The following is a 26,696-nucleotide window of genomic DNA, read 5'->3' on the forward strand; positions in this document are numbered from 1 at the left end:
CCGAGCAGGGCAGGAGAGTGAAGCCCACGGAGACCTTCGGTCCCGGCAAGGACTTCCGAACTGGACCGTGTTCCTGGGGACCGACCTGCGGATGACGTCGGGGTCGATCACGGTGAGCAAGCCCACGCTGCTCAGCGATACCGTTGAACCCAACATGGGACCCGTGCACATGGCCTTCTGCCGAGAACACTGCAACCCACGCTGAGAAGTGGTTGTGCCCCACTACCCCGACATGACCGCCTACGCGTACGACGCATCGGACCAGGAGATGCTCAACGTCGGCTGGTTGGCGCCCGATTATGCTTTCCGCACCGGGATCGTGGACGACCGTGTGATAAATGCGCTGAAGGCCCTCAGCAGTGCCTACGACAACCAGACGCGCGGTGTTCACGACTGCGAGTTCTGCCCCACCGAGCGGCCCGTCATTCTTGGCGGCCCGGCCTTCGACACCCAGGTGTGGCTCGGCTCTGCCGAGATCCGGGCTCAGGACACCGACGGCATTGTCTACTCGGCCCCCAACCTCGTCATCCACTACATCACGGAGCACCGCTACTGCCCCCCCGAGGAGTTCTGCCGGGCGGTAGTCAGGACGGCTGGGATGGATGGCCCTGACGAGCTGGTCTTGGCTGACTAGCTCCAGGGGTGTGAAGAAGAGGCAATCCGCAGGTCGCGAGATTCAGGCGGGAGACGTAAAGTCCCACCTCAATCAGGTGGCCGGACGCCGGCCTAGTGGGCCGAGCCCTTCACCGACAGCGACAGCGACAGCGACAGGACCATCTCCTCGATGCCGCCCGGACGTCGCTGCTGTTCTATGACCAGCATCTGCTCGAACGTGCTGGCGTCGTGTTCCCGGACGGTCAGACGGGACATGCCGGCCTCTCGCCATGACGTAACTTCTCTCGCCTGAGGACAGACTGAAGCTGAACGCCGAAGCCGCTGCCGTCTTGCCCAGAACTTCCTGGACCAACAGGTCAGCCACGAAGGCATGGCCCTCGCGCTCGCCGAAGGGGAACGCGCCCAAGTGGCAGGCGACTTCTGTTTCGACTGCCAGTCAGCTGCCTATCTCCGTGACGGAGACCCTCGGGACATAGCTGTAGGTACGGGCTACCTGCGCGTTGACGGAAATACCGGAGAATGCCGACTACTGGGCGCAGTCGAGTCTGCAGAGCTCGACCTCGTCTGAACTGACGGGTCAAAGCACCCGCAGAGCGTCGTCAGGCGACGGGCCGTTCCTCGAGATCGCCGCAGATCCGGGAGACCTCGTTCTTCGATTTGCCAGTGTCCGAGCCGAGCGCCTTGACCAAGCCGTCGACGTTGCGGGCAGAACCCGTTGCGGTGGTCGGTCCGGGTGGGAAGCGCGACCGTTCCACGACGTGGCGATCTGCACGGTGGCCTCGACCACTGACCGCAACAGTCGCACGGCGGGTCACCTCGTTCCCAGGGAGCATCCCGGACAGCCGATGCACACGACGACCCAGAACAGGCGGACACCCTCCGCCGAGATCTGCTGCACCTCTCCACAGCACACTGTCGGCGCAGCGAGACACCCACACCGGAAGAACTTGCCCCCTGCCGATGATCCGCTCCGCAGGACCCGAGCCACAGAGAGTTCCGGGCGGTCAAGATTCCTGTTCAAGCGTCATGTGAGCGTCAAGAGTTTCCGACGAGACCCTGAAGGCGTCGCCGACGCAAGCGCCTCCCTGATGAATTCGCAGGTCAAGAGGCTACGAGAGGCAAGCCGTCCGCTCGACGCGCCGCACGGAGGGAAACAGGTCGAGCAACCCACCCGGACCACACGAAACCGCAGGTCAGTCGTCCTTCTTCACCGGCTCCAGGATCGCCACGCACTCCACGTGATGCGTCATCGGGAACAGGTCGAACGCCCGCAGCGTCCGCACCCGGTACCCCCCGTCCCGGAAGTACGCGATGTCCCGGGCCAGCGCCGCCGGGTCGCAGGCGACGTACGCGATGCGGCGTGCGCCCAGCGCGACCAGCTGCTTGACCGTGCCCTTGCCCGCGCCCGCGCGCGGCGGGTCCAGGACGATCAGGTCACACTCGGTGATGCCCGTGCGCGGAAGGATCTGGTCGACCTTGCCGTGCTCGATGCGGACCCGGTCCAGGTCCTTCAGGTTGTGGCGGGCGTCCTCGACCGCGCGCTTGCCGGACTCGATGCCCAGCACCGCGCCCTTCTCGCCGATCCGCTGGCCGATGGCACCCGCGAAGAGGCCCACCCCGCAGTACAGGTCCAGCGCCGTGTCGTTCTTACGGGGCAGCAGGCCCTGCATGACCGCGCGGACCAGCGTGTCCGCCGCCTGCGGGTGCACCTGCCAGAAGCCGCCCGAGCCGACGCGGTACGTACGGTCGTCGGCCCGCTCGCGGACGAAGGCACGGCCGTGGACGCGGTGGACGCCGCCGTCCTTCTCGTCGACGCGCATCACGGAGACGGGCTTGTCCAGCTCGACCAGCGGCAGCCGGCCACCCTCACGCGGGGTCAGGATGACCTGGCGGTCGTGGGAACCGGTGGCGGAGATGGCCTCCACCGTCGCCATCTGCGGCCAGTCCTGCTTCTCGATGCCGAGCTCGGAGACGCCCGGGGCGGCGATCATGCAGTGGTCGACCGGCTGGACCTCGTGCGAGCGGTGCTTGCGGAGCCCGACCAGGCCGTCGGCGTCGACGGCGTACTGCACGCGTGTCCGCCAGGCGGGGACCTGGCCCGGCGGGAGCTTGTCGCCCTCGGCCGGCATGACCGTGCCGTCCCAGCCGGCCTCCTCGGGGGTGAGGCCCGCCAGGCGCTGGAGCTGTTCGGCGATCACTTCGCCCTTGAGGCGGCGCTGGGCGCCCGGCTTGGCGTGCTGCCAGTCGCAGCCGCCGCACTTGCCGGGGCCGGCGTACGGGCAGGGGGCCTCGACCCGGTCCTTGGAGGCCTCGATGACCGTGACCGCGTCGGCCCGCAGGAAACGCGCGCCGGTCTCGCCCTCGGTGACCCGTGCGACGACCTTCTCGCCGGGGAGGGTGTGGCGCACGAAGAGCACCTGTCCCTCGGACGTACGGGCGATGCAGTGGCCGCCGTGGGCGACGGGACCGACCTCGACCTCGTACTCCTGGCCGATCAGCGACTCCCCGGCCTGCGACGACGTGGATTCGTTCTGCATGAGGGGGTGGCTCCAGGGGTCGGGATGAGAGAGGGGAGGAGGAAGCCGGAACGGAAAACGGGAAACGGCCGGACAACAGCCCACCAGTCTACGTGGACGGAAGCCGGCCGCTTACCACAGGCCGAGTCCGGAGTCAGCCCTTCTGGCTGGGCTCCTTGGGCTGCCGCCGTTCCACGGGGCCGCGGCGGACCGAGCCCGGCGCGATCCAGTCCGCGCGCCTCCTGGCCCGCACCTTCGCGGCCTCCGAGGACTCCAGCTGGTACGGCACCGAGGTGACCATCACGCCCGGCGTGAACAGCAGCCTGCCCTTCAGCCGCAGCGCGCTCTGGTTGTGCAGCAGGTGCTCGTACCAGTGGCCGACGACGTACTCCGGGATGTAGACGCTGATCACATCGCGCGGCCGGTCCTTGCGGAGACTCTTCACGTAGTCGATGACCGGCCGGGTCACCTCGCGGTAGGGCGAGTCGAGGATCTTCAGCGGGATGTCGATGCCGCGCCGCTCCCAGTCCTCCCTGAGCGCCTTCGTCTCGGCCTGGTCGACGCTGATGGAGAGCGCCTCCAGCTGGTCGGAGCGCACCAGCTTGGCGTACGCGAGGGCGCGCAGCGTGGGCCGGTGGAGCTTGGAGACCAGGACGATCGAGTGGACGCGCGAGGGGCGGATGCTGTCGTCGGGCCGGGTCTCCGGGGCGGCGATCTCCTCGGCGACCCGGTCGTAGTGCTTGCGGATCGCGGTCATCGTGCCGAAGAAGATGACCATCCCGAGCAGCGCGACCCAGGCGCCGTGGGTGAACTTCGTGGCGAGCACGACGACCAGGACGAGACCGGTGAAGAACGCGCCGAAGGTGTTGATCGCCCGGGAGCGGATCATGTGCCGCCGCGCGGCGGGGTCCTTCTCGGTGCGCAGATGACGGTTCCAGTGCCGCACCATGCCGGTCTGGCTGAGCGTGAAGGAGACGAACACGCCGACGATGTACAGCTGGATCAGCCGGGTCGAGTCCGCACCGTAGATCCAGACGAGCAGGATCGCGGCCCCTGCCAGCAGCACGATGCCGTTGGAGAAGGCCAGCCGGTCACCGCGGGTGTGCAACTGGCGCGGCAGGTAGCGGTCCTGGGCGAGGATCGAGCCGAGCAGCGGGAAGCCGTTGTACGCCGTGTTCGCGGCGAGGAAGAGCACGAGGGCGGTGGCCGCCGCGAGGAAGACGAAGAGGAAGGTGCCCTCACCGAAGACGGCGGCGGCGACCTGGGAGATCACCGGGTCCTGGGTGAAGCTCGCGCCGACCGGGGAGCCGTTGTGGATCAGGTCCTTCGCCGGGTTCTCGGCCATCTTCACGTCGGTGGCCATGGCGAGGCCGATGATGCCGCAGAACATGGTGACGGCGAGCAGGCCCATCGCCGCGAGTGTGGTCGCGGCGTTCTTGCTCTTCGGCTTGCGGAAGGCGGGGACGCCGTTGCTGATCGCCTCGACGCCCGTGAGGGCCGCACAGCCGGAGGAGAAGGCGCGCAGCAGGAGGAAGACGAGCGCGAAGCCCGCCAGTCCCTGATGTTCGGGCTTGATCTCGTAGTCCGAGGTGGGCGCGTGCATGGTGTCCCCGAGGGCGAGCCCCCGGAACGCCCCCCAGATGATCATCGCGAAGACGCCGGCCACGAACAGGTAGGTCGGGATGGCGAAGAGCTTTCCCGACTCCTTGACGCCGCGCAGGTTCATCAGCGTCAGCAGCACGATGGCGCCGACGGCGCAGGCCGTCTTGTGCTCGACGACGAAGGGGATCGCGGAGCCGAGGTTCTCGACGCCCGAGGCGATCGACACGGCCACGGTGAGGACGTAGTCGACGAGGAGGGCGCTGGCGACGGTCAGGCCCGCCTTCGGCCCGAGGTTGGTGGTGGCGACCTCGTAGTCGCCGCCCCCGCTCGGGTAGGCGCGGACGTTCTGCCGGTACGAGGCGACGACGGTGAACATCAGGACCACGACCGCGACCGCGATCCAGGGGCTGAAGTGGTACGCCGACACGCCCGCGATGGACAGCACGAGGAGGACTTCGCCAGGTGCGTACGCAACGGAGGACAGGGGGTCGGATGCGAAGACGGGGAGGGCGATGCGCTTGGGGAGGAGCGTCTCCCCCAGCTTGTCGCTGCGCAGCGCCCGGCCGATCAGGATCCGTTTGGGCACGTCGGTCAGTTTGGACACGGTGAGGATCGTAAGCGCTGCTGGGACACGCCGCCGAGGCACCACCCCCTCGGCACCCCGAAAACCTTCATATTTACCCGCCCTCACCGCGAAAGTCCATGGAATCCTTAACGAAATCCTTGCGGTGCGGAGGTCCCCGGAGCTCAGGCCGGACCCGCTTTTGCTCATCGGCCCGCAGCGTACGCACACTCGGATGAGGCGGCGGGGACGTCGCCGCATAAGCTCATCCACGGGCGACACCGAAGGTGGTTGCCCCATTGTTTGCCCCGCAAGCTGAGAGAGAAGTGTGAGCAGGGTGTTTTCGCAGGTCATCCGGACGACCAGGACGGCGAGGTAGGCGCGAGGTGCACATCGTCATCATGGGCTGCGGGCGCGTCGGAGCCGCCCTCGCGCAGACCCTGGAGCAGCAGGGGCACACGGTCGCCGTGATCGACCAGGACCCCACGGCGTTCCGTCGCCTCGGTTCCGGTTTCGGCGGCCGGCGTGTCAGCGGGGTCGGTTTCGACCAGGACACCCTGCGCGAGGCGGGGATCGAGGAGGCCGGCGCGTTCGCGGCGGTGAGCAGCGGCGACAACTCCAACATCATCGCCGCCCGGGTGGCCCGCGAGATGTTCGGGATCGAGAACGTCGCGGCGCGCATCTACGACCCGCGGCGTGCGGAGGTCTACCAGCGGCTGGGCATCCCCACCGTCGCGACCGTCCGCTGGACGGCGGACCAGATGCTGCGGCGGCTGCTGCCGTCGGGCGCGGAGCCGCTGTGGCGCGACCCGAGCGGTGGTGTGCAGCTCGCCGAGGTGCACACCACGCCGTCCTGGATCGGGCACAAGATCAGCACCCTGCAGGAGGAGACCGGCGTCCGCGTCGCCTTCCTCACCCGGTTGGGTGAGGCCATACTGCCCACGTCGCAGACGGTTCTGCAGGAGGGCGACCTCGTCCACGTGATGATGCGTACGGACGAGATCGCGAAGGTCGAGGAGGCCTTCGCCGAGGGTCCCGAGGAGGGCGGTCACTGATGCGCGTCGCGATTGCCGGGGCCGGTGCGGTGGGCCGTTCCATCGCGGCCGAGCTCCTGGAGAACGGGCACGAGGTACTGCTGATCGACAAGGCGCCGACCGCCATCTCGGTGGAGCGCGTACCGATGGCCGAGTGGCTCCTGGCGGACGCCTGTGAGATCACGTCGCTCGACGAGGCGGCGCTCCAGCGGTGCAACGTCGTGATCGCGTCTACGGGTGACGACAAGGTCAACCTGGTCGTCTCGCTGCTCGCGAAGACCGAGTACGGCGTGCCGAGGGTCGTGGCCCGGGTGAACAACCCGAAGAACGAGTGGCTGTTCAACGAGTCCTGGGGCGTCGACGTCGCGGTCTCCACCCCGCGTCTGATGTCCGCGCTGGTCGAGGAGGCGGTGAGCGTCGGTGATCTGGTCCGGCTGCTGCGCTTCAGCCACGGCGACGCGAACCTGGTCGAGCTGACGCTGCCCCCGGAGTCGGCGCTGGCCGGCATCCGGGTGAGCGACGTGGACTGGCCGGAGGACACCTCGCTCGTCACGATCATCCGCGGTACGCGGGTGCTGACGCCGAGCCCCGAGGAGACGCTGGAGGCGGGTGACGAGCTGTTGTTCGTGGCCGCCCAGGCGCGCGAGGAGCAGCTGGAGGACCTGTTGTCGGTCCGCCGGGAGACCGCCGAGGACTGAGCGGACGCGGCAACGTGTGGGGCCCCGGACCTTCTGGTGAAGGTCCGGGGCCCCACACGTACGTGTGCCGTGCCGCGTCAGAACTCGGAGTTGCGGGCCTCCACGGCCCGGGCGTCCGCGGCGGCCTTGCGGGCCTTCTCGGCCTGCTCCTCCGCCTCCATCTCGGCGAAGACGTCGATCGGCGGCGGCGCCTTGGCCAGGAAGACCCAGGTCAGGTACACCGCGAGCAGGAACGGCGGGATCTTCAGCGCGACCAGTACCCAGCCGAGCTGGGCGGTGTCGGCCCACCAGTACAGGGGGAAGAGGATCGCGCACTTGGCGAGGAGGATCAGGCCCCACGCGTAGCTGGCCTTGGCGTAGGCCTTCTTGCGGCCGGGGTTCCTGGTGCGCCAGGAGAGGTTCTCCTTGAACACCGGCCCGAGGATGAGGCCGATCAGCGGCAGACCCGCGAGGGTCGTGACCAGGTAGGCGAGGGCCAGTCCGAGCGTGTAGATCATGCCCGGCAGGTAGAAGTCCTTGGCGTTGCCCGTCATCTTCGCGAAGAGCACACCGAAGGCCACGCCGAAGACGCCGCTGAAGGCGTGCTTGACGGTGTCCTTGCGGAGCAGCCGTACGACGACGAGGACCAGGGAGACGGCCAGCGCGGCGATCGCCGAGGCCGTCAGGTTTTTGTTGATGGTGAAGATCGTGACGAAGAGCAGCCCGGGAAGGACTGTCTCCACCATGCCCCGCACGCCGCCGAAGGCCTCGAAGAGCGCGGCTTCCGTGACCGCCTTCGCGTCGGCGTCCTGCTGGTCGGTGCGGTGGGGCTGGTCCGTATCGGACGTCGGCTTGTCGAGAGACGTCACCGGCTACTCCTTGCCGAGCGGTCGGAGTTCGTATTTGGGGTTGAACAGCACCCGGCGCCCGTGGCTCATGGCCACGCGGCCCGACGCGATGAGCTTGCGCCCCGGCTCGATGCCGACAATGGAACGTCGGCCGAGCCAGACCACGTCGAGCGGTGCGGTGCCGTCGAAGAGCTCCGCCTCCAGGGCGGGCACTCCGGCCCGCGGACGCAGGGTGACGGTCCGCAAGGTACCAGTGACCTTCACGATCTGGCGGTCCGTGCACTCGGAGATGCGCGTGCAGCCCGACGCGTGCGTGTCCTCCTGCAGCTCCTCGGACTCGAGGTCCTCCTGGGAGCTGGCCAGCCGGTCGAGCATGCGGCGGAAGCGGCCGGACGGCTTTGCCGCCCTGCCGGGCTTCTCGAATCGGGGAACAGCGCTCATACCCGAAGGGTACCGGTCTCCTGTGGTAGGGGCGGGCCCGGACAGATTCACCCGGACGAGTGAGGCGCGATCACTCAGGAACGGGCCGTCCGCGCTCGAAGCGGTACCCCATGCCGGGCTCGGTCACGAAGTGTCTGGGGTGCGAGGGGTCAGCCTCCAGCTTGCGGCGCAGCTGGGCCATGTAGACGCGCAGGTAGTTGGTCTCGGTGCCGTACGAGGGGCCCCAGACCTCCTGGAGCAGCTGCTTCTGGCTGACGAGCCGCCCGTCGTTGCGGACGAGGACCTCCAGCAGGTGCCACTCGGTGGGTGTGAGCCGTACGTCGCGGCCCTCGCGGTGGACCTTCTTCGCCGCCAGGTCGACGGTGAAACCCTCGGTCTCGACGATCACCAGGTCGTCCCCGCCGTCCTGGCCGACGGGTTCCGCGCGGCGTACGGCGGCGCGCAGCCGGGCCAGGAGCTCGTCCATGCCGAACGGCTTGGTGACGTAGTCGTCGGCCCCGGCGTCCAGGGCCTCGACCTTCTCGTCGGAGGTGTGACGGGCCGAGAGCACGAGGATCGGCACCCGCGTCCAGCCGCGCAGCCCCCTGATCACCTCGACGCCGTCCATGTCCGGCAGGCCGAGGTCGAGGACGACGACGTCGGGGTGACGCGCCGCCGCGAGCTGCAGGGCGGTCGCCCCGTCGGGTGCCGCGTCCACCTCGTACCTGCGCGCCTTGAGGTTGATCACGAGGGCGCGCACGATCTGCGGCTCGTCGTCGACCACGAGCACCCGGGTCATCGCGGACCTGCCTTTCGGAAGTACGTGTACGGGGTGGGGGTGCGCCCCGGGGATCCCACGGGCTGCGGGGACCTCATGAGCTGATGTGCACGGGCGGTACGGGGCCGGCCCGTACCTGTCCGGGTGCGGCGGTGAGGGTGAGGACCATGGTGAGGCCGCCGCCGGGGGTGTCCTCGGCGTCGAGCGTGCCGCCCATGGACTCCACGAAGCCGCGGGCGACCGCGAGCCCCAGGCCGACGCCGGCGCCGCGCGGAGCGTCGCCGTAGCGCTGGAAGGGCTCGAATATGCGTTCCTTGGCCTCGTCGGGGACTCCGCGCCCGCGGTCGGCCACCCGCAGCTCGACACGTTCCCCCAGGGCGCTGGCGGCGACCATGACGCGTTCCCGGCCCGGGCTGTACTTGACGGCGTTCTCGACGATGTTGGCGACGGCCCTCTCCAGCAGCCCCGGGTCGACGGCCACCATGGGCAGCGTCTCGGGGATGTCCAGGTCGACACTGCCCTCCGGTACGCCGCCGAGCGCCATGGGCACCACCTCGTCGAGGTCGAGCTCGCGGATCAGCGGAGTGACCGTGCCGGTCTGCAGGCGTGACATGTCGAGAAGGTTGCCGACCAGGTGGTCCAGACGGTCGGCCCCGTCCTCGATCGCCGCGAGCAGCTCCGCCTCGTCTGCGTCGGACCAGGCGACGTCGTCGGAGCGCAGGGAGCTCACCGCGGCTTTGATGGCAGCCAACGGGGTGCGCAGGTCGTGACTGACGGCGGCGAGCAGCGCGGTCCTGATCCGGTTGCCCTCGGCGAGCCGTCTGGCCGCCTCGGCCTCCCCCACCAGGCGCTGCCGGTCGAGGACGACGGCGGCCTGCGCGGCGAAGGCGCCGAGGACCCGGCGGTCCTCCGCCGGAAGCACACGGCCGGAGAGCGCCAGCGCCATGTGGTCGCCGACGGGCATGTCCACGTCCGCGTCGTCGGGGCGGGCCACCGGCGCGGGGCCGACGGATCCGGCGCAGGTCCAGGGCTCGACGTCGCTCTGCCGCTCCAGGAGGGCGACGGACTCCATGCCGAAGGTCTCGCGGACCCGGCCCAGCAGGGCGTCCAGGGCCGTCTCGCCCCGCAGGACGCTCCCGGCGAGGGTGGAGAGGATCTCCGACTCGGCACGCAGACGGGCCGCCTGGTGGGTGCGGCGTGCCGCCAGGTCGACCACGGAGGCGACCGCGACCGCCACCGCGAAGAAGATCACGATGGCGACGAAGTTCTCCGGGTCCTGCACGGTCAGGGTGTGGGTGGGCGGCGTGAACCAGTAGTTCAGGAGCATGGAGCCGACGGCTGCCGAGGCCAGGGCTGGTGTCAGCCCGCCGAGGAGGGCGGCGGCGACGGTCAGGAAGAGGAAGAGCAGGACGTCGTTGGCGAGCCCCGGTCCGTTCTCCATGCCGTGCAGGAGCAGGGTCAGGAGGGCCGGCCCGCCGACGCCGGCCAGCCAGCCCGAGATTATCCGGGCGCGGCTGAGCCGTGCCCCGCGGGCGATGGGCAGTCCGCGCCCCTTGGCGACCTCCTCGTGCGTGACGATGTGCACGTCGAGGTCGGGCCCGGACTCGCGGGCGACGGTGGCCCCCACCCCGGGGCCGTAGATGTACTGCCAGGTCTTGCGGCGGCTGGAGCCCAGGACGATCTGGGTGGCGTTGACGCCCCGGGCGAACGCCAGGAGCGCGGAGGGTATGTCGTCGCCGATGACGTGGTGGAAGGTGCCCCCGAGGTCCTCGACGAGGGTGCGCTGGACCGCGAGCTCCTTGGGTGACGCGGAGGTCAGGCCGTCGCTCCGGGCGATGTACACCGCCATGATCTCGCTGCCGGAGCCCTTCGCGGCCATCCGGGAGGCGCGGCGGATGAGCGTGCGCCCCTCGGGTCCGCCGGTCAGTCCGACGACGATGCGCTCGCGGGCCTGCCAGGGCGCGCTGATGTCGTGTTCGCCGCGGTACTGCTGGAGGTACTCGTCGACCCGGTCGGCGACCCACAGGAGCGCCAGCTCGCGCAGGGCGGTGAGGTTGCCGGGGCGGAAGTAGTTGGACAGGGCCGCGTCGACCTTGTCGGACTGGTAGATGTTGCCGTGGGCCATGCGGCGCCTGAGCGACTGGGGCGACATGTCGACGAGCTCGATCTGGTCCGCACGCCGGGCGACCTCGTCGGGGATGGTCTCCTGCTGTCGCACCCCGGTTATCGCCTCCACGACGTCGCCCAGGGACTCCAGGTGCTGGATGTTGACGGTGGAGACCACGTCGATGCCGGCCTTGAGGAGTTCCTCGACGTCCTGCCAGCGCTTGGCGTTGCGGGAGCCGGGCACGTTGGTGTGGGCGAGTTCGTCCACGAGTGCCACGGCGGGTGCCCGCTCCAGGACAGCGTCGACGTCCATCTCCGCGAAGACGGCCGAGCGGTATTCGATGTCGCGGCGGCGGATCTGCTCCAGGCCGTGCAGCAGCACCTCCGTGCGCGGGCGCTCGTGGTGCTCGACGAACGCGACGACGCAGTCCGTGCCCCGCTCCACCCGGCGGTGGGCCTCGGACAGCATCGCGTACGTCTTGCCGACGCCGGGTGCCGCACCCAGGTAGATCCGAAGCTTGCCGCGTGCCATGGCCCCATTGTCTTCTCTGAACCGGCTGCCGCCGATACGGGAGCCGGTGTCGAAGCTACATCGAGAAAATCCGGCATATGGGGTCAGGGCCGGACGCGGGGACCGTCTTGACGGGATTCTGATGCGGCCGCACCCGACGTGGGACCCAGGTCACAGCCCTGCGCCCCCGTCCCGGGCGCCGCTACACGTGCTCGACGATGTGCCCGTCGCTCAGCTCCAGGACCCTGTCGGCGAAGCTCAGCAGCTGGGGGTCGTGGGTGGCGACGAGGACGGTGACGCCCTCGCTGCGCACGACCGCACGCAACAGCTGCATGACCGCCAGGCCCGTCTCCGCGTCGAGCTGCCCGGTGGGCTCGTCCGCGATCAGGAGGGCGGGCCGGTTGGCCAGTGCGCGGGCGATGGCGACGCGCTGCTGCTGGCCGCCGGAGAGCTCCCCTGGGCGCTGCTGGGTGTGGTCGCCGAGACCCACCAGCGAGAGCAGCAGTGCCACTCGTTCCTCGCGCTCGTGCGGATCGGTCCTCCGCAGCCGCATGGGCACACCGACGTTCTCCGCCGCGGTCAGGATCGGGATCAGGCCGAACGACTGGAAGATGAAGCCGATCCGGTCCCTGCGCAGCTCCAGCAGCCCGTCCTCGTCGAGCCCGGAGAGGTCGGTGCCGCCGACGGTGATCCGGCCGCTGTCAGGGGCGTCGAGACCGCCGACGAGATTGAGCAGGGTGGTCTTGCCCGATCCGGAGCGGCCCTTGAGCGCCACCAGCTCACCGCGCGGGACCTCGAAGGAGACCCCCCGCAGGGCGTGAACCGCTGCGGCTCCGGTGCCGTACGAGCGCCGCAGTTCCTCGACACGCACCATGGGTCCGTCGGCCGGGCTCCCGGCCGGAGCCGTGCCGCCCTGTACGTCGGTGCTCCGTGTCATCGCTCTCCCCCGTGCGTACGCGGCCGTGCGTACCGCTCCCTCGGCAGCGGCCAGTATGTGCATGCCACACCCGGTGAGGCAATGGAAAGCCGGTGGGCCGCGCCCCCTCCCCGGGGCGCGGCCCACCGGCCTCGAACGAGCCGGTGCGCGGTCAGCGCACCTCGGTGATCTCGGGCCCGCGCTGGAGCTGGCCCATGCCACCGGAGAACTTCGAGCTCTCCTGGTCCTCCTGCTGCACACCCTCGGGCACCATCTGGGCGTCGTCGGGCAGCTTGAGGACGATGGGGTCACGCGGAGCCATCGGGCCCTCACCGCGGACGACGACGGTGTCCCGGAAGATCGTCTCCAGGAGCCCGGCGGCATCCGGCTGCACCGCGCCCTGGCCGGAGATCACACCGCGCAGGAACCAGCGCGGCCCGTCGACGCCGATGAAGCGCACGAGCTGTACGCCGTTCTTGCCGTCCGGGAGCTGTACGGGGACCTGGGCGCGCAGTTCCCAGCCCAGCGGGCCCTCGACCTCGTCGATGATCCCGCCCTGCTGGGTGATGCCCGAGGCGATCTCCTCGCGCACCTCGCCCCAGATGCCCTCCTTCTTGGGGGCTGCGAAAGCCTGAAGCTGGACCGCGCTGTCGCGCAGCACGACGGTGGCCGCGACGATCGCGTCACCGGCGACCTCCACACGGAGCTCCATGCCCTCGACCCCGGGCACGAAGATGCCGCCCAGGTCCACCCGGCCCTCGCCGGGCTGGGAGACCTCGGAGATGTCCCACGGCCCGTCGGGGCGGGGGGCCGGCGGGAGGTTCGTGCGGCGCGAGCCGTTTTGGGCCTCGGTGCCGTCGAGCTCGTCGGCGACCTGCTCGGCCTCGCGCGCTTCGTCCGCCGTGTCCTCGGCGGAACCACTGTTCTTGCGACGTCCGAACACGTCAACGTCCTTCCCGGTCGGATACGACCGAAGCGTAGCTGTTCCCACCCTGGGTGTTACCGCCCGTGACACCGTCCACCGCGGCGTGGCCGCCGGTGGATCCGAAGCCCCCCTCGGCCCGCGCCGAGCCGGGGAGCTCCGTCACCTCGTGGAAGCGCACCTTCTCGACCTGCTGGACGACCAGTTGGGCAATCCGGTCGAACCGTTCGAACCTCACGGTCTCGCGTGGGTCGAGATTGACCACGATGACCTTGATCTCTCCACGGTACCCGGCATCGACAGTCCCTGGGGCGTTCACGAGAGCCACTCCGCAGCGGGCGGCGAGGCCGGAGCGGGGGTGCACGAAGGCGGCGTACCCGTCGGGCAGGGCGATCGACACCCCGGTGGGGAGCACCGCCCGTTCGCCCGGGGCGAGCTCCGCGGCCTCGGTGGTGACCAGGTCGGCACCGGCGTCACCGGGATGACCGTAGGCGGGGATCGGCACGTCCGGGTCGACCCGGCGGATGAGTACGTCGACGGGGTGGCGCATCAGGGGTTCACCTCGAACGCGCGGGCACGCCGGATCTGGTCCGGGTCGGACATGGCGGCCTGGATCTCCTCCGGCCGTCCGTTGTCGATGAAGTGCTCCACCTTGACCTCGATGAAGAGGGCTTCCGCACGGACCGCGACGGGCCCCTCGGGGCCCTCGGTACGCCCTGTGGCACGGCAGTAGATCTTCCTGCCGTGGACCGCGGTGACCTCGGCCTCCAGGAAGAGCACGGTGTCGACCGGGACCGGCAGGACGTAGTCGGTCTCCAGCCGTCCGGTCACCGCGATGACCCGCAGCAGCCAGCTGAGCGCGCCGAGCGTCTCGTCCATCGCCGTGGCCAGGACACCGCCGTGCGCGAGTCCCGGAGCTCCCTGGTGGGCGGGCTTCACGGTGAACTCGGCGGTGACGTTCACGCCCTCTCCGGCGGTCGCCCGGAGATGCAGTCCGTGCGGCTGCCCGCCACCACAGCCGAAACACTGTTCGTAGTGGGAGCCGAGAAGCTCCCCGGGCGCGGGGGCGTCAGGATGGCGGACAGGCTTCACCGCGTCGGCCGGAGGTGTCAGACGTGCAGATGTTCCACTCACAGCCGCAGACCTTACCCGCGCGGCCGACCGAGGGTCGCGCCGTGCCAAGCTTGCTTCCATGCAGCCTTCCGCACCGCCCTTCGACGAACGTCTCGCAGCGCCCCGCTCGTGGTGGCTCATCGCCTTCGGGATCGGCGTCGCGTGCGCGCTGATGTTCCTGCCGCTCGGCGCCCTGCCCATGCTCGGCGGCCTGGTGGCCGGCACGGCCGCGGCGTGTGTGGCCGTCAGCTCGTACGGCTCCGCCCGCATCCGTGTCGTCGCCGGCGCCCTGGTCGCGGGGGATGCCCGTATCCCCCTGGAGGCGCTCGGTGACGCCGAGGTGCTGGACGGGGAGGAGGCGCGCGCCTGGCGCTCGTACAAGGCGGACCCGCGCGCGTTCATGCTGCTGCGCAGCTACATCCCGACCGCGGTGCGGGTGAAGGTCACGGACCCGCAGGACCCGACGCCCTACGTCTATCTGTCGACCCGCGAGCCGCAGGCTCTGGTGGCGGCCCTCGCACCTGTGGCCGCCTGACACGACCGGGGTCAGCGGCCGGGGCCGTCCAGCCCTCCGGGGAGTTCCTCGGGGGGCTTCGCGGGCTGTTCCAGCGGAGGGAGTTCCGGAAGGCGGTCCCAGGGGATCTGCTGGCGCCGCAGGTCGTTCCTGACCCGGTCGGCGAGCTTTCTGGTGTCCCGCCTGTTCATCATCGCGCCGACGGCCGCGCCGATCATGAAGGGGATGAGGTTGGGCAGGTCGCGCACGGTGCGCTTCATGATCTGCTGGCGCAGTTCGCGCTTCATCTGTCCGCCCAGCGCCGCGTTGAGCGTGGTGGGACGGGAGACGTCGATGCCGCGCTCCTCCGTCCAGGACGTCAGATACGCGGTGCTGCGCTGGCCGAGGTTGCCCTGGGGGCGTTGGCCGTAGACCTCGTGGAGTTCGGCGACGAGCTTCAGCTCGACGGTGGCCACTCCGGTGATCTCGGCCGCCAGCTCGGCGAGCATGGCCGGTGGGACAGGCATCATCGCCGCGGCACCGATGCCCGCGCCGACGGTCGCCGTGGCGTTGCAGGCGCCCGCGACGAGCTTGTCGGCCAGCTCTTCGGGGCCGAGCCCGGGGAACTGCCTGCGCAGGGTGGCCAGGTCCCGCACCGGGACGCGGGGAGCGATGTCGATGATCCGGTCGGCCACCATGCCCACGGCGGCCACGGCGCTCTCCCTGCTCCTGGCGACGCCTCGTCTCAGGGTGTGCAGGCGTCCGGAGCCTTTCGGGGAGCCTTCCTGCCCGGGTGGCCGGTCGGCCTCCCGTACCGCTTCGAGCGAGGCCGTCAGGCCCCGCTCGTCGTCAGGTGTGCTGCCGGGAGAGGCGGGCAGGGCGGCCTGGTGCTCGGCTGTGGGGCTTTCGCCCTTCGCCGGGCCCGCGCCGCCCTGATGTGCCTCCGACGACTTCGTGCGCCGCAAGCGCCGCTTCCGGAACGGTGTGTCGCCTGCCACGGCCGGCCTGCCTCAGTCGCAGTCGCGGCAGATGGGCTGGCCGTTCTTCTCGCGCGCCAGCTGGCTGCGGTGGTGCACCAGGAAGCAGCTCATGCAGGTGAACTCGTCGGCCTGCTTGGGCAGGACCCGCACGGCGAGCTCTTCGTTGGACAGGTCCGCGCCGGGCAGCTCAAGTCCCTCTGCCGCGTCGAACTCGTCCACGTCGACGGCGGATGCCGTCTTGTCGCTCCGACGAGCCTTGAGCTCCTCGAGGCTGTCCTGATCGACGTCGTCGTCGGTCTTGCGTGGGGTGTCGTAATCCGTTGCCATGTCGCTCTCCCCCTCATGGGTGTCTGCGGTGTCTCAGCGCACGTAACGCGTGAGAGGCCGGACTTGTGCCCGACCTGAGGCGGAGATTTTGCCTCACATCAAGGTCTGTTACTCAATCGACACCCAACCGGATCTCTCGCGAGCGATCAGCTTGGGTGGCGATGGGGACCGTACACGGTCCCATTACTGCAGTTCACGGGCGCCACCCCGTGTACTTCCCGTGATATCGCCCCCCGAAAACCCGGACGTTTCCCGGCTTTCGTACAGAGATGCGCTCACGGAGAGTAGAGGGGCCAAAAACCGCTTCTGTGATCGATCACACAGGGACAGAACGGAAACAGGGTTCCAAAATTCCGCCCAAAGCGAACAGAGCGATCCAATGCGACCTCACGACGTGAAGCCTCTCAGACCGGAAGGGTGACGCGCATCACGAGACCACCACCCTCACGAGGCTCCGCGATGATACGGCCTCCGTGCGCCCGCGCGACGGATCGCGCGATCGACAGGCCGAGCCCCACGCCCTTGTCGCTGCCGGTACGCTCCGTCCGCAGCCTCCTGAACGGCTCGAAGAGGTTGTCGATCTCGTACGCCGGCACCACGGGGCCGGTGTTGGACACCACCAGGAGCGCCTGCCCGTGCTGGAGCTCGGTGGTGACCTCGACCCAGCCGTCCTCCGCCACGTTGTAGCGCACGGCGTTCTGTACGAGGTTGAGCGCGATGCGCTCCAGGAGCACTCCGTTGCCCTGGACGACCGCGGAAGCGCGCTCCCCGAGGATCTGCACGCCCTTGTCCGCCGCCTCCGACCTGGCCTGGTCGATGGCGCGGTCCGCGACCTCGGCGAGATCGACGGGTTTCCGCTCCACGATCTGGTTGTCGCTGCGGGCGAGCAGGAGCAGGCCCTCCACGAGCTGCTCGCTGCGCTCGTTCGTCGCCAGGAGCGTCTTGCCCAGCTGCTGGAGCTCCGGCGGGGCCCCGGGGTCGGAGAGATGCACCTCCAGCAGGGTGCGGTTGATCGCCAGGGGCGTGCGCAGTTCGTGCGAGGCGTTGCCCACGAACCGCTGCTGGGCCGTGAAGGCCCGCTCCAGCCGGTCCAGCATCTCGTCGAAGGTGTCCGCGAGCTCCTTGAGCTCGTCGTCCGGCCCGTCCAGCTCGATCCGCCGGGTCAGGTCGGTCCCGGCCACCCTGCGGGCGGTGCGGGTGATCCTGCCCAGGGGCGAGAGCACACGTCCGGCCATGGCGTAGCCGAAGGCGAAGGCGATGATGCTGAGGCCCACGAGGGCCAGGAGCGCCCTGTTCAGAAGGCTGTCGAGGGCGTGCTGCCGCTGCGCCGCGGTGCAGTCCTTGATCATCTCGTTGAGCTGGGTGTTGTTCAGCGCCGAGGACAGCTGAGGGCACATGTCGCTGGAGATCTGCACGCTCGTGCCCTTGACCTGGAACTCCAGCCCGCCCGCGTCGTGCAGCGCCTGCGCGGCCAGCATGTAGATGATCGACAGCAGCAGGATGCCCGCGATCAGGAACATGCCGCCGTACAGCAGCGTGAGCCGTATCCGGATGGTCGGGCGCAGCCAGGGGTACGGGGACTCCTGCGCCTTGGGTTCCCAGGTCGGTTTCGGTGGTGCCTTCATGGGCGCCGGGGAGGCTGCCATCCCGCCCTCAGATCCGGTATCCGGAGCCGGGGACGGTGACGATGACGGGCGGCTCACCGAGCTTGCGGCGCAGGGTCATGACGGTCACCCGCACCACGTTGGTGAAGGGGTCGGTGTTCTCGTCCCAGGCCTTCTCCAGCAGTTGCTCGGCCGAGACGACCGCGCCCTCGCTGCGCATCAGGACCTCCAGGACCGCGAACTCCTTCGGGGCGAGCTGGATCTCCTGCTCGTCCCGGAAGACCTCGCGGCGGTTGGGGTCGAGCTTGATGCCGGCCCGTTCCAGCACGGGGGGCAGCGCGACCGTGGTGCGGCGCCCCAGGGCGCGTACCCGTGCGGTCAGCTCGCTGAAGGCGAAGGGCTTGGGCAGGTAGTCGTCCGCGCCGAGCTCCAGTCCCTCGACCCGGTCGCTGACGTCGCCGGACGCGGTGAGCATGAGCACCCGTGTGGGCATGCCCAGCTCGACGATCCGGCGGCAGACGTCGTCGCCGTGGACCAGCGGCAGGTCCCGGTCCAGCACGACGACGTCGTAGTCGTTGACCCCGACCCGTTCGAGGGCCGCCGCCCCGTCGTAGACGACGTCGACGGCCATGGCCTCCCGGCGCAGCCCGGTGGCCACCGCATCGGCGAGCAGCTGCTCGTCCTCGACGACGAGTACGCGCACGGCGCAGTCCTTCCCTAGATCCCGAAAAAACGGCGAGCGGCCCTCGATACGGCCGCTCGCTGCACGTCAGCGGCACCGACTGTGCGCGTCCATCCTGCCCGTAACGCGCATAAACCGGCGGTAAGACGGCGCGGGCCGGGCTGCCGCTCCTGGGAATTGATCGGATTTCCGGGCCAGTTGAGGTTTCTCAGAGGTTCACGGCGGGGAGGACGCTCTCACACCCGCGATCACGCCATGTATGTGGCGTACCACAGCCCGTCCTGCATCCAGAGGGACTGCGTGATCACCCGCACCCCGGCCACCGTGCCGGGGGACCACCGGGCACACCCCCGTGCCACCGACCCACGACGAGGGGGCGCTTCATGGACGCTTTCACCGCAGGTCTGCTGCAACGAATCAAGACCACCGAGTCCGACCTCACGAGGGCTCGCGAGACGGGCGACGACTTCCTCGCGGACGTCGAGCAGGGAGAGCTCGACGACCTGCACCGCCTCGCCGCCGAGCACGGCGTGGAAATCGGCGCCACAAGCGTCTGAGCCGCTACGAGAGGGCCCCGGGAGCCGTCATGGCTGTCCGGGGCCCTCTTCGTGTGCCGACGGGGCCCCTGGGTGCCTCGACAGGCTCAGGAAGCCGTTCGGTCAGTCGTGCCAGGCTCCCAGTTCCTCGAGGAGCGCCTGCAGCGGCTCGAAGACGCCCGGGGTCGCCGCGACGGTGAGGTCGCCGTCCGCGGGAAGGCCGGGCCGGCCTCCGGTGAGCGCGCCGGCCTCCCGGGCGATCAGGTCGCCGGCCGCCACGTCCCAGGGGTGGAGCCCGCGCTCGTAGTAGCCGTCGAGGCGGCCCGCCGCGACGTCGCAGAGCTCGATGGCCGCGGATCCGCCGCGCCGGATGTCCCGCAGCCTGGGAATCAGCTGCTGGGCGACGGCGGCCTGGTGGGTGCGGACCTTCGTGACGTAGTTGAAGCCGGTCGACACGAGGGCCTGGTCGAGGGGGGCCGTGGGGCGGCAGCGCAGTGCCTCCCCGTTCGCGTGGGCTCCGCGGCCCAGGACCGCGTGGAACGTCTCACGGCGCATGGGCGCCTCGACCACACCGACGACCCGTTCGCCGTCGCGCTCCGCGGCGATCGAGACGGACCAGGTCGGCAGCCCGTAGAGGTAGTTCACCGTGCCGTCGAGCGGGTCGATGACCCACCTGATCCCGCTGCTGCCCTCGGCGCTGGCGCCCTCCTCGCCGAGGAAGCCGTCGGCGGGGCGGTGCTCGGAGAGGTAGCCGGTGATCAGCTTCTCCGCCCGGATGTCCATCTCGGTGACGACGTCGATGGGGCTGGACTTCGTCGCGGCCACCCCGAGATCGGCGGGGCGGCCGTCACGCAGCAGCGCACCGGCCCTGCGGGCAGCCTCCAGGGCGAGGTCGAGCAGTTCGGACAGGAGGGGGTCGGTCACAGCGCTCCAGAGGTGGTGTCCCGGGACGGGCTTGTCCGCGCCCGGGCGGCGGGTGGGCGGGCGGCTAGAACGGGCTGTCGGCGCCGGCGGCCGCCGGCTTGAGGGTCCTGGCAGGGCAGCAGCCGACCGGACAGAGGTCGTGCGAGGGGCCCAGCGTGCCCAGGACGCACGGCGTGACGGGACGGCCCTGTTCGGCGGCGGCGCGCTCCAGGACGAGTTCGCGGACGGCAGCGGCGAACCGGGGGTCCGCCCCCACCGTCGCGGACCGCCGCACCGGGAGGCCGATCTCCGCGGCCTTCGCGGTGGCCTCCGTGTCGAGGTCGTACAACACCTCCATGTGGTCCGAGACGAAGCCGATGGGGGCCATGACGACCGCCGGGACACCGTCGCCGTGGAGTGCCTCCAGGTGGTCGCAGATGTCCGGCTCCAGCCACGGGATGTGCGGGGCTCCGCTGCGCGACTGGTAGACGAGCTGCCAGGGGTGGTCGATGCCGGTCTCCTCACGCACCGCCTCGGTGATCAGCCGGGCGACGTCCAGGTGCTCCGCCACGTAGGAGCCGCCGTCGCCGTGCGTCCCGGCCGGTCCGGAGGTGTCGGCTGCGGCGGTCGGGATGGAGTGCGTGGTGAACGCGATGTGCGCCCCCGCTCGGACGTCCTCGGGGAGGTCGGCCAGCGACGCGAGGACGCCGTCCACCATGGGGCGTACGAAGCCCGGGTGGTTGAAGTAGTGCCGCAGCTTGTCCACCCGGGGCACCGGGAGTCCCTCCGCCTCCAGCGCGGACAGCGACTCCGCGAGGTTCTCGCGGTACTGGCGGCAGCCGGAGTACGAGGCGTAGGCGCTGGTGGCGAGCACGGCGATCCGGCGGTGCCCGTCAGTGATCATCTCGCGGAGGGTGTCGGTGAGGTACGGGGCCCAGTTGCGGTTGCCCCAGTACACCGGCAGTTCGAGGCCGTGGTCCGCGAAGTCCTTGTGCAGCGCGTCCAGGAGCGCCCGGTTCTGCGCGTTGATCGGGCTCACGCCGCCGAAGAGGAAGTAGTGCTTGCCGACCTCTCTGAGCCGTTCTTCGGGGATGCCACGGCCTCGCGTCACGTTCGCGAGGAACGGGACGACGTCGTCCGGGCCTTCGGGACCGCCGAAGGACAGCAGGAGAAGAGCGTCGTAGGGAGCGGGATCACGCAGATCGGACATGTACCCGATCCTGCCACCCGCCTCCGACAGCGCGGCACCCGCCGTCGGCCGGCGTCCGGCCTCACCGGCCACCCGTAAGCTGTGTCAGCCCTCTGCACACCTGACAGGCTTCATCGGAGCTACACCTTGCCCAGCCCCTATCGCGCCATCTTCGCCGCACCCGGAACCCTGGCCTTCTCGACGGCCGGACTCCTCGGCCGGATGCCGCTCTCCATGATGGGGATCGGTGTGGTGACGATGGTCTCCCAGCTCACCGGCCGTTACGGGCTGGCGGGCGCGCTCTCCGCGACGCTCGCGATGGCGGCGGCGGTCATGGGACCGCAGGTGTCCCGGCTGGTCGACCGCTACGGGCAGCGCCGCGTCCTGCGCCCGGTCACGCTGTTCGCCGCCGCCTCGGTCGCCGGGCTGCTGGTCTGCGCCCAGCAGCGGCTCCCGGACTGGACGCTGTTCGTCTTCGCCGCGGGCGCCGGGTGCGTCCCGAGCGTGGGGTCGATGGTCAGGGCCCGCTGGGCCGAGATCTACCGGGGGTCCGGGCGGCAGCTGCACACCGCGTACTCCTGGGAGTCGATCGTCGACGAGGTGTGCTTCATCTTCGGCCCCATCGTCTCCATCGGTCTGTCCACCGCGTGGTTCCCGGAGGCGGGGCCACTGCTGGCCGGCGGGTTCCTGGTGGTGGGCGTCTTCTGGCTGACGGCGCAGCGCGCCACCGAACCCAGGCCGCACCCGAAGGAGCACCACACCGGCGGCTCGGCGCTCCGGTCGTCGGGGCTCCAGGTGCTGGTCCTCACGTTCGTCGCCACCGGGGCGATCTTCGGCGCGGTGGACGTGGTGACTGTGGCTTTCGCAGAGGAGCGCGGTCACAAGGCGGCGGCCAGCCTCGTCCTCGCGGTCTACGCCCTGGGCTCATGTCTCGCCGGAGCAGTCTTCGGCCTGCTCCACCTCAAGGGGAAGCCGTCCACCAGGTGGCTGGTGGGGGTGTGCGCGATGGCCGTGAGTATGATCCCCCTCCAACTGGCCGGGAGCCTGCCGTTCCTGGCCGTGGCGCTCTTTGTCGCGGGCCTCGCCATCGCACCGACGATGGTCACCACCATGGCCCTCGTCGAACAGCACGTACCGCGTACCCAGCTGACCGAGGGCATGACCTGGACCAGTACCGGACTCGCCGTCGGAGTGGCGCTCGGCTCGTCCGCCGCCGGCTGGGTGGTCGACGCCTCCGGGGCCGAGGCGGGGTACGCGGTGCCCGCCGTGGCGGGAGCGCTCGCGGCCGCGGTGGCGCTCCTGGGGTATCGCCGGCTGGCGGAGCCGGCGCCTACGGGAGGGCGCGGGGAAGATGACCGACACCTACGCACGGACGGCGAACACGTGGCGTAACTGGGCGGGCAACGTCACCGCCCGGCCCGCACGCGTGGAGTCCCCCGCGTCCGTCGACGAGCTCGCCGACGTGCTCCGCAGGGCGTCCGAGGACGGGCTCACGGTCAAGCCCGTCGGAACCGGACACTCCTTCACCGCGGCCGCGGCCACCGACGGGGTCCTCGTGCGCCCGGACCTGCTCACCGGCATCCGCGCCGTCGACCGCGAGGCGATGACCGTGACGGTGGAGGCCGGGACCCCGCTGAAGCGTCTGAACACCGCGCTCGCCCGTGAGGGGCTCTCCCTCACCAACATGGGCGACATCATGGAGCAGACGGTCGCCGGGGCTACGTCCACGGGCACCCACGGCACCGGCCGGGACTCGGCGTCGATATCCGCGCAGATCCGGGCGCTCGAGCTGGTCACCGCCGACGGCACGGTCCTGCGCTGCTCGGCCGACGAGCACCCGGAGGTCTTCGCGGCGGCCCGCGTCGGGCTCGGCGCGCTGGGCGTGGTGACCGCGGTGACGCTCGCCGTGGAACCGGTCTTCCTTCTGACCGCCCGCGAGGAGCCGATGACCTTCGACCGGGTCACATCCGATTTTGATCAGCTGGTCACGGAGAACGAGCACTTCGAGTTCTACTGGTTCCCGCACACCGGCAACTGCAACACCAAGCGCAACAACCGCAGCGCCGGCCCCGCCGCTCCGCCCGGGCGGGTCAGCGGCTGGATCGAGGACGAGCTCCTCTCCAACGGGATCTTCCAGGTCGCCTGCGCGGTCGGCCGGGCCGTCCCCGCCGCCATTCCGTCCATGGCCAGGATCTCCAGCCGCGCCCTGTCGGCCCGTACGTACACCGACATCCCGTACAAGGTCTTCACCAGCCCCAGGCGGGTGCGCTTCGTCGAGATGGAGTACGCCGTGCCGCGCGAGGCGGCGGTCGACGCCCTGCGCGAGCTCAGGGCCATGGTCGAACGGTCACCGCTGCGCATCAGCTTCCCCGTGGAGGTCCGCACGGCGCCGGCGGACGACATGGCGCTCTCCACCGCCTCGGGCCGGGACAGCGCCTACATCGCGGTGCACATGTACCGGGGCACGCCGCACCAGGCGTACTTCACGGCCGTCGAGCGGATCATGACCGGCTACGACGGGCGCCCGCACTGGGGCAAGATCCACACCAGGGACTCCGGCTATCTGGCCGGCGCCTATCCCCGGTTCGGCGAGTTCACCGCCGTACGCGACCGGCTCGACCCGGACCGGCTCTTCGCCAACGACTACCTGCGGCGCGTGCTCGGGGAGTGAGTGCCCGCGGGCGGGCCGGACCCGATCACCGGTCCGTGTCCGCCCCGGCCCCGCCCTGCTGGTCCGGGACCTCGTCGGCGCCGGTCGGATCCGGCGACGCAGGAGTGGTGCCGTCCGCCCCCGGCGTGGTCGGGGTGACGGTCGCAGGCGCCGAGGCGCCGCCGGACGCCGAGGGCGTGGGGGCGGGTTCGTCGGCCGAGCCGTCGCCGGAGGGCTCGGGCTGCGCGCTCCCGCCCCGGTCCGCGTCGGTGCCGGGCGTCGTCGTGCTCCCGCTGTCAGGCACGGACCCGTCGTCCTCCTGGTCCGAGCCGTCCTCCCGGTCCGCACCTCCCGAGGTCGAGGGCGACGGTGAGGTCGACCCGCCATGACCCCCGCCGACGACGGAGCTGATGGTCGTCCGCCCGTCGCCCCCCAGGTCGTGGCCGGAGACCATTTCGTACACGGTGATGCCGGCCATCGACAGGACGAAGACCCCGGTCGCCGCGAGGGCCGACCGCTTCCAGCCGCGGACGCGGGTGCCGTGAGTACGGGCGTCGGACCAGGTGTCGTCCGTGGAGGCGTCGGAGCCGGGAGCCCCCTCACCGGGAGTCGGGGCTGCCGTGGGTCCCTCGCCGGGAGCCGGCCCGCCCGGCCGGAACTGCCGCAGGACCGTCGTGCGGTCCGCGCCCGCGTCGCCGCTCCGCTCCACCGTGCGCAGCACCGTCGTACGGTCCGTTTCCGCGGGCACGGACCGCCCCACGGCTCCCAGCAATCGCGTGGCGTCGTCCTCGGGGCGCCGTGACGCGGGAGACCTCTCCTTGGTGTGCACGGTCACCTGACGGCCCGCCGGGTGCTTCACCTGGACGGTGACCTCGCGGATCTGCTCCCCCGTACGACGGAAGAAGTGCTGGAAGACCGAACCTCCGCAGGTGGCCACCACACTCATCACGCCCGCGCCGGCGATCGTCCCGTACACACCGAGCTGCGAGGCCATCACCGCCGCCGCCACCGCCGCGACGGCACTGCCCGCGACCTGGGGCAGGCTCAGATCTATGCGCCTTTCCTTGCGTTCCGCATCACTCTGCGGCTTCTGCACCATGATCTGTCCCTGCTCGACAACTAGCCCACCTTGCACCAGGAAGGGACATTTGAGCGAATCAGATAGTTCCGATTCTGGAGATTTTGTGAAGCAGCACACGCATCGGGGGCATACCGCGAACAACGGGGTAACCCAACTCCCGTGCGCGGTGAGAACTTCGGCGGCGCGCCGGTCCACCCAGGTGGCCCGAATGGAGTACTGTGACGAGCCCTGGGGCCGGACTCCCGCACGGGTGTCCCGGACCTACGGGAGGGGGCCGAAGGAAGCCCCCGAACCGGCGGCGCCGCGGCATCGCACGGGCGCCTGCTACATGGAGCAACCAAACGGTCGCTCCGCGTCGTAACCAGGTGACCGTGCCATCGTGGCGTTCCAGGGCCAAGGCCCGACACGCCGGGTAACTTGGCAAGGTTGTGGCAGGCTGAACCCGGGCAGGTCACACTCGACTAGCGGAAGCAGCGACGCACGTGACGTCGGCAGGCACCACCCGGGAGGTTCCCATGCCCGAACTGCGTGTCGTGGCCGTCTCGAACGACGGCACACGACTGGTGCTCAAGGCTGCGGACAGCACGGAGTACACGCTTCCGATCGACGAACGGCTGCGTGCCGCCGTGCGCAACGACCGCGCCCGGCTCGGCCAGATCGAGATCGAGGTGGAGAGCCATCTCCGCCCCCGCGACATCCAGGCGCGTATACGTGCCGGCGCCTCCGCCGAGGAGGTCGCCCAGTTCGCGGGTATCCCGGTGGACCGGGTGCGGCGCTTCGAGGGCCCGGTGCTCGCGGAGCGCGCGTTCATGGCCGAGCGTGCCCGGAAGACTCCTGTGCGTCGTCCCGGCGAGAACACCGGACCCCAGCTCGGCGAGGCCGTGCAGGAGCGTCTGCTGCTGCGCGGAGCCGACAGGGAGACCGTCCAGTGGGACTCCTGGCGCCGTGACGACGGCACCTGGGAGGTCCTCCTGGTCTACCGCGTCGCGGGCGAACCGCACTCCGCGAGCTGGACGTACGACCCGCCGCGGCGCCTGGTCCAGGCCGTTGACGAGGAGGCGCGCTCGCTGATCGGCGAGTCCGACGACGTCGCGGCCCCGGAGCCGAGCTTCCCGTTCGTGCCCCGGATCGCACGGCTGCCGCGGGACCGGCCGCTGGACCGTTCCCTGGACCGTCAGATCGAGCGTCCAGCACCCCCGGAGCCGGAGGAGCGCGTGAGCGGCGTGTCCGCCGGTGAGCGCGACTCGCTGACCAGCCTGCTGGAGGCAGTGCCGAGCTTCCGCGGCGACATGGTCGTACCGGAGCGGCCGTCGCAGCCGGAGCCTCCCGCGCTCGAGCCCGCGCCGCAGCAGGAGCCGGAGGCGGACGAGCCCCCGGCCGCGGCGGCCGGTGCGGGTTCCGCGTACGCCGATGTGCTGATGCCTCGTGCCGTGGCGGGCCACCGCGACCGGCTGACGGGGACGACGGACCGCCAGGCCGAGGCCGACGGTGTACGGCCGGGCCGCCGGGCGGCGGTTCCGAGCTGGGACGAGATCGTCTTCGGCACACGCCGGAAGAAGCAGGACTGAGCGCCGGTCCGGCGACCGCACCACGAGGAGGGCCCGTACGCAGTGGCGTACGGGCCCTCGCTC

At 70.4% G+C, this 26,696-nt stretch carries 26 protein-coding genes; 8 read left to right on the forward strand and 18 right to left on the reverse strand.

Annotation, left to right across the window (positions count from 1 at the left end; translation table 11 throughout):
- The first annotated feature begins 232 nt into the window (after positions 1 to 232).
- The gene (locus P8A20_RS08765) at positions 233 to 634 is read left to right on the forward strand and encodes a DUF7919 family protein (protein WP_261988676.1); all 402 of its coding nucleotides are present in this window, start codon (positions 233 to 235) and stop codon (positions 632 to 634) included.
- 92 nt (positions 635 to 726) lie between these two features.
- On the opposite strand, the gene P8A20_RS08770 is transcribed toward P8A20_RS08765, so the two are convergent.
- From P8A20_RS08770 to P8A20_RS08780, 3 genes are all read right to left on the reverse strand, one after another.
- Positions 727 to 870 carry a hypothetical protein gene (locus tag P8A20_RS08770; RefSeq protein WP_187282157.1) on the reverse strand — a complete coding sequence of 48 codons (144 nt, stop codon included), beginning with the start codon at positions 868 to 870 and terminating at the stop codon, positions 727 to 729.
- A gap of 938 nt (positions 871 to 1,808) precedes the next feature.
- Entirely contained in the window at positions 1,809 to 3,152 is a 1,344-nt protein-coding gene (locus P8A20_RS08775) for a class I SAM-dependent RNA methyltransferase (RefSeq protein WP_147959867.1), read from the reverse strand.
- Positions 3,153 to 3,285: 133 nt separating this feature from the next.
- On the reverse strand, positions 3,286 to 5,337 hold the full coding sequence (locus P8A20_RS08780) for an APC family permease (RefSeq protein WP_147959866.1): 2,052 nt from the start codon (positions 5,335 to 5,337) through the stop codon (positions 3,286 to 3,288).
- Positions 5,338 to 5,681: 344 nt separating this feature from the next.
- Here P8A20_RS08780 and P8A20_RS08785 point away from each other — a divergent pair, with 344 nt between their 5' ends.
- Positions 5,682 to 6,350: a potassium channel family protein gene (locus tag P8A20_RS08785; RefSeq protein ID WP_014153600.1), complete on the forward strand. Its 669-nt coding sequence runs from the start codon at positions 5,682 to 5,684 to the stop codon at positions 6,348 to 6,350.
- Positions 6,350 to 7,027, forward strand: a complete 678-nt coding sequence (locus P8A20_RS08790) for a potassium channel family protein (RefSeq protein ID WP_147959865.1) — start codon at positions 6,350 to 6,352, stop codon at positions 7,025 to 7,027. The genes P8A20_RS08785 and P8A20_RS08790 overlap by 1 nt, the downstream gene beginning before the upstream one ends.
- 77 nt (positions 7,028 to 7,104) lie before the next feature.
- On the opposite strand, the gene P8A20_RS08795 is transcribed toward P8A20_RS08790, so the two are convergent.
- The 8 genes from P8A20_RS08795 to P8A20_RS08830 all read right to left on the reverse strand — a co-directional run bounded on the left by P8A20_RS08795 (position 7,105) and on the right by P8A20_RS08830 (position 14,641).
- The gene (locus P8A20_RS08795; protein WP_147959864.1) at positions 7,105 to 7,875 is read right to left on the reverse strand and encodes a DUF3159 domain-containing protein; all 771 of its coding nucleotides are present in this window, start codon (positions 7,873 to 7,875) and stop codon (positions 7,105 to 7,107) included.
- 3 nt (positions 7,876 to 7,878) lie between these two features.
- Positions 7,879 to 8,295, reverse strand: a complete 417-nt coding sequence (locus tag P8A20_RS08800; RefSeq protein ID WP_015579063.1) for an OB-fold nucleic acid binding domain-containing protein — start codon at positions 8,293 to 8,295, stop codon at positions 7,879 to 7,881.
- Positions 8,296 to 8,365: 70 nt separating this feature from the next.
- Positions 8,366 to 9,073 (reverse strand): response regulator, encoded by a 708-nt coding sequence (locus P8A20_RS08805; RefSeq protein ID WP_147959863.1) that lies wholly within the window; start codon positions 9,071 to 9,073, stop codon positions 8,366 to 8,368.
- A gap of 73 nt (positions 9,074 to 9,146) precedes the next feature.
- Complete coding sequence (locus P8A20_RS08810; protein ID WP_147959862.1) at positions 9,147 to 11,690, reverse strand: DUF4118 domain-containing protein; 2,544 nt, start codon at positions 11,688 to 11,690, stop codon at positions 9,147 to 9,149.
- A gap of 181 nt (positions 11,691 to 11,871) precedes the next feature.
- The gene (locus P8A20_RS08815; protein ID WP_306103283.1) at positions 11,872 to 12,606 is read right to left on the reverse strand and encodes an ABC transporter ATP-binding protein; all 735 of its coding nucleotides are present in this window, start codon (positions 12,604 to 12,606) and stop codon (positions 11,872 to 11,874) included.
- 151 nt (positions 12,607 to 12,757) lie between these two features.
- Positions 12,758 to 13,528: a DUF3710 domain-containing protein gene (locus P8A20_RS08820; protein ID WP_147959860.1), complete on the reverse strand. Its 771-nt coding sequence runs from the start codon at positions 13,526 to 13,528 to the stop codon at positions 12,758 to 12,760.
- A 1-nt stretch (position 13,529) separates the two neighbouring features.
- Complete coding sequence (dut, locus tag P8A20_RS08825) at positions 13,530 to 14,057, reverse strand: dUTP diphosphatase (RefSeq protein WP_147959859.1); 528 nt, start codon at positions 14,055 to 14,057, stop codon at positions 13,530 to 13,532.
- Positions 14,057 to 14,641 (reverse strand): PaaI family thioesterase, encoded by a 585-nt coding sequence (locus tag P8A20_RS08830; RefSeq protein WP_147959858.1) that lies wholly within the window; start codon positions 14,639 to 14,641, stop codon positions 14,057 to 14,059. The genes dut and P8A20_RS08830 overlap by 1 nt, the downstream gene beginning before the upstream one ends.
- Before the next feature lie 58 nt (positions 14,642 to 14,699).
- Between P8A20_RS08830 and P8A20_RS08835 the strand changes: the two genes are divergently transcribed.
- Positions 14,700 to 15,155 carry a DUF3093 domain-containing protein gene (locus P8A20_RS08835; RefSeq protein ID WP_147959857.1) on the forward strand — a complete coding sequence of 152 codons (456 nt, stop codon included), beginning with the start codon at positions 14,700 to 14,702 and terminating at the stop codon, positions 15,153 to 15,155.
- 11 nt (positions 15,156 to 15,166) lie between these two features.
- Here the strand turns inward: P8A20_RS08835 and P8A20_RS08840 are convergent, their stop codons facing one another.
- The 4 genes from P8A20_RS08840 to P8A20_RS08855 all read right to left on the reverse strand — a co-directional run bounded on the left by P8A20_RS08840 (position 15,167) and on the right by P8A20_RS08855 (position 18,727).
- Positions 15,167 to 16,111, reverse strand: coding sequence for a hypothetical protein (locus P8A20_RS08840; protein ID WP_306103284.1), 945 nt, complete (start codon positions 16,109 to 16,111; stop codon positions 15,167 to 15,169).
- 12 nt (positions 16,112 to 16,123) lie between these two features.
- Positions 16,124 to 16,420 carry a DUF4193 domain-containing protein gene (locus P8A20_RS08845; protein WP_003965732.1) on the reverse strand — a complete coding sequence of 99 codons (297 nt, stop codon included), beginning with the start codon at positions 16,418 to 16,420 and terminating at the stop codon, positions 16,124 to 16,126.
- A 404-nt stretch (positions 16,421 to 16,824) separates the two neighbouring features.
- The gene (locus P8A20_RS08850) at positions 16,825 to 18,066 is read right to left on the reverse strand and encodes a sensor histidine kinase (protein WP_147959855.1); all 1,242 of its coding nucleotides are present in this window, start codon (positions 18,064 to 18,066) and stop codon (positions 16,825 to 16,827) included.
- 7 nt (positions 18,067 to 18,073) lie between these two features.
- Entirely contained in the window at positions 18,074 to 18,727 is a 654-nt protein-coding gene (locus tag P8A20_RS08855; protein WP_073721987.1) for a response regulator transcription factor, read from the reverse strand.
- Positions 18,728 to 19,089: 362 nt separating this feature from the next.
- Here P8A20_RS08855 and P8A20_RS08860 point away from each other — a divergent pair, with 362 nt between their 5' ends.
- The gene (locus P8A20_RS08860; RefSeq protein ID WP_164992724.1) at positions 19,090 to 19,263 is read left to right on the forward strand and encodes a hypothetical protein; all 174 of its coding nucleotides are present in this window, start codon (positions 19,090 to 19,092) and stop codon (positions 19,261 to 19,263) included.
- Positions 19,264 to 19,365: 102 nt separating this feature from the next.
- On the opposite strand, the gene P8A20_RS08865 is transcribed toward P8A20_RS08860, so the two are convergent.
- Both P8A20_RS08865 and P8A20_RS08870 read right to left on the reverse strand, forming a co-directional pair.
- Positions 19,366 to 20,166 carry an inositol monophosphatase family protein gene (locus P8A20_RS08865; protein ID WP_147959854.1) on the reverse strand — a complete coding sequence of 267 codons (801 nt, stop codon included), beginning with the start codon at positions 20,164 to 20,166 and terminating at the stop codon, positions 19,366 to 19,368.
- 64 nt (positions 20,167 to 20,230) lie between these two features.
- Complete coding sequence (locus P8A20_RS08870; protein ID WP_147959853.1) at positions 20,231 to 21,355, reverse strand: ferrochelatase; 1,125 nt, start codon at positions 21,353 to 21,355, stop codon at positions 20,231 to 20,233.
- A gap of 126 nt (positions 21,356 to 21,481) precedes the next feature.
- Here P8A20_RS08870 and P8A20_RS08875 point away from each other — a divergent pair, with 126 nt between their 5' ends.
- Both P8A20_RS08875 and P8A20_RS08880 read left to right on the forward strand, forming a co-directional pair.
- Entirely contained in the window at positions 21,482 to 22,726 is a 1,245-nt protein-coding gene (locus P8A20_RS08875) for an MFS transporter (RefSeq protein WP_306103285.1), read from the forward strand.
- Positions 22,686 to 24,005, forward strand: a complete 1,320-nt coding sequence (locus P8A20_RS08880) for a D-arabinono-1,4-lactone oxidase (protein ID WP_306103286.1) — start codon at positions 22,686 to 22,688, stop codon at positions 24,003 to 24,005. The genes P8A20_RS08875 and P8A20_RS08880 overlap by 41 nt, the downstream gene beginning before the upstream one ends.
- 25 nt (positions 24,006 to 24,030) lie before the next feature.
- Here P8A20_RS08880 and P8A20_RS08885 read toward each other — a convergent pair whose 3' ends face one another.
- A complete protein-coding gene (locus P8A20_RS08885; protein ID WP_147959852.1) occupies positions 24,031 to 25,083 on the reverse strand; it encodes a RodZ family helix-turn-helix domain-containing protein in 1,053 nt (350 codons plus the stop codon).
- Between the two features lie 497 nt (positions 25,084 to 25,580).
- Between P8A20_RS08885 and sepH the strand changes: the two genes are divergently transcribed.
- The gene (sepH, locus tag P8A20_RS08890) at positions 25,581 to 26,633 is read left to right on the forward strand and encodes a septation protein SepH (protein WP_306103287.1); all 1,053 of its coding nucleotides are present in this window, start codon (positions 25,581 to 25,583) and stop codon (positions 26,631 to 26,633) included.
- Positions 26,634 to 26,696 lie beyond the last annotated feature (63 nt).

It is taken from the genome of Streptomyces sp. Alt3 (genome assembly GCF_030719215.1).
GTDB classification, from domain to species: Bacteria; Actinomycetota; Actinomycetes; order Streptomycetales; family Streptomycetaceae; genus Streptomyces; species Streptomyces glycanivorans.

Excerpts from the sequence above, each read along its gene's own strand:
- dut (WP_147959859.1), bottom strand. The coding sequence starts at position 14,057 with ATGCGCCACCCCGTCGACGTACTCATCCGCCGGGTCGACCCGGACGTG.
- P8A20_RS08805 (WP_147959863.1), bottom strand. The coding sequence starts at position 9,073 with ATGACCCGGGTGCTCGTGGTCGACGACGAGCCGCAGATCGTGCGCGCC.
- P8A20_RS08870 (WP_147959853.1), bottom strand. The coding sequence starts at position 21,355 with ATGTCCGATCTGCGTGATCCCGCTCCCTACGACGCTCTTCTCCTGCTG.
- P8A20_RS08770 (WP_187282157.1), bottom strand. The coding sequence starts at position 870 with ATGTCCCGTCTGACCGTCCGGGAACACGACGCCAGCACGTTCGAGCAG.
- P8A20_RS08775 (WP_147959867.1), bottom strand. The coding sequence starts at position 3,152 with ATGCAGAACGAATCCACGTCGTCGCAGGCCGGGGAGTCGCTGATCGGC.
- P8A20_RS08885 (WP_147959852.1), bottom strand. The coding sequence starts at position 25,083 with ATGGTGCAGAAGCCGCAGAGTGATGCGGAACGCAAGGAAAGGCGCATA.
- P8A20_RS08790 (WP_147959865.1), top strand. The coding sequence starts at position 6,350 with ATGCGCGTCGCGATTGCCGGGGCCGGTGCGGTGGGCCGTTCCATCGCG.
- P8A20_RS08880 (WP_306103286.1), top strand. The coding sequence starts at position 22,686 with ATGACCGACACCTACGCACGGACGGCGAACACGTGGCGTAACTGGGCG.
- sepH (WP_306103287.1), top strand. The coding sequence starts at position 25,581 with ATGCCCGAACTGCGTGTCGTGGCCGTCTCGAACGACGGCACACGACTG.
- P8A20_RS08850 (WP_147959855.1), bottom strand. The coding sequence starts at position 18,066 with ATGGCAGCCTCCCCGGCGCCCATGAAGGCACCACCGAAACCGACCTGG.
- P8A20_RS08860 (WP_164992724.1), top strand. The coding sequence starts at position 19,090 with ATGGACGCTTTCACCGCAGGTCTGCTGCAACGAATCAAGACCACCGAG.
- P8A20_RS08815 (WP_306103283.1), bottom strand. The coding sequence starts at position 12,606 with ATGACACGGAGCACCGACGTACAGGGCGGCACGGCTCCGGCCGGGAGC.
- P8A20_RS08810 (WP_147959862.1), bottom strand. The coding sequence starts at position 11,690 with ATGGCACGCGGCAAGCTTCGGATCTACCTGGGTGCGGCACCCGGCGTC.
- P8A20_RS08845 (WP_003965732.1), bottom strand. The coding sequence starts at position 16,420 with ATGGCAACGGATTACGACACCCCACGCAAGACCGACGACGACGTCGAT.
- P8A20_RS08835 (WP_147959857.1), top strand. The coding sequence starts at position 14,700 with ATGCAGCCTTCCGCACCGCCCTTCGACGAACGTCTCGCAGCGCCCCGC.
- P8A20_RS08800 (WP_015579063.1), bottom strand. The coding sequence starts at position 8,295 with ATGAGCGCTGTTCCCCGATTCGAGAAGCCCGGCAGGGCGGCAAAGCCG.
- P8A20_RS08765 (WP_261988676.1), top strand. The coding sequence starts at position 233 with ATGACCGCCTACGCGTACGACGCATCGGACCAGGAGATGCTCAACGTC.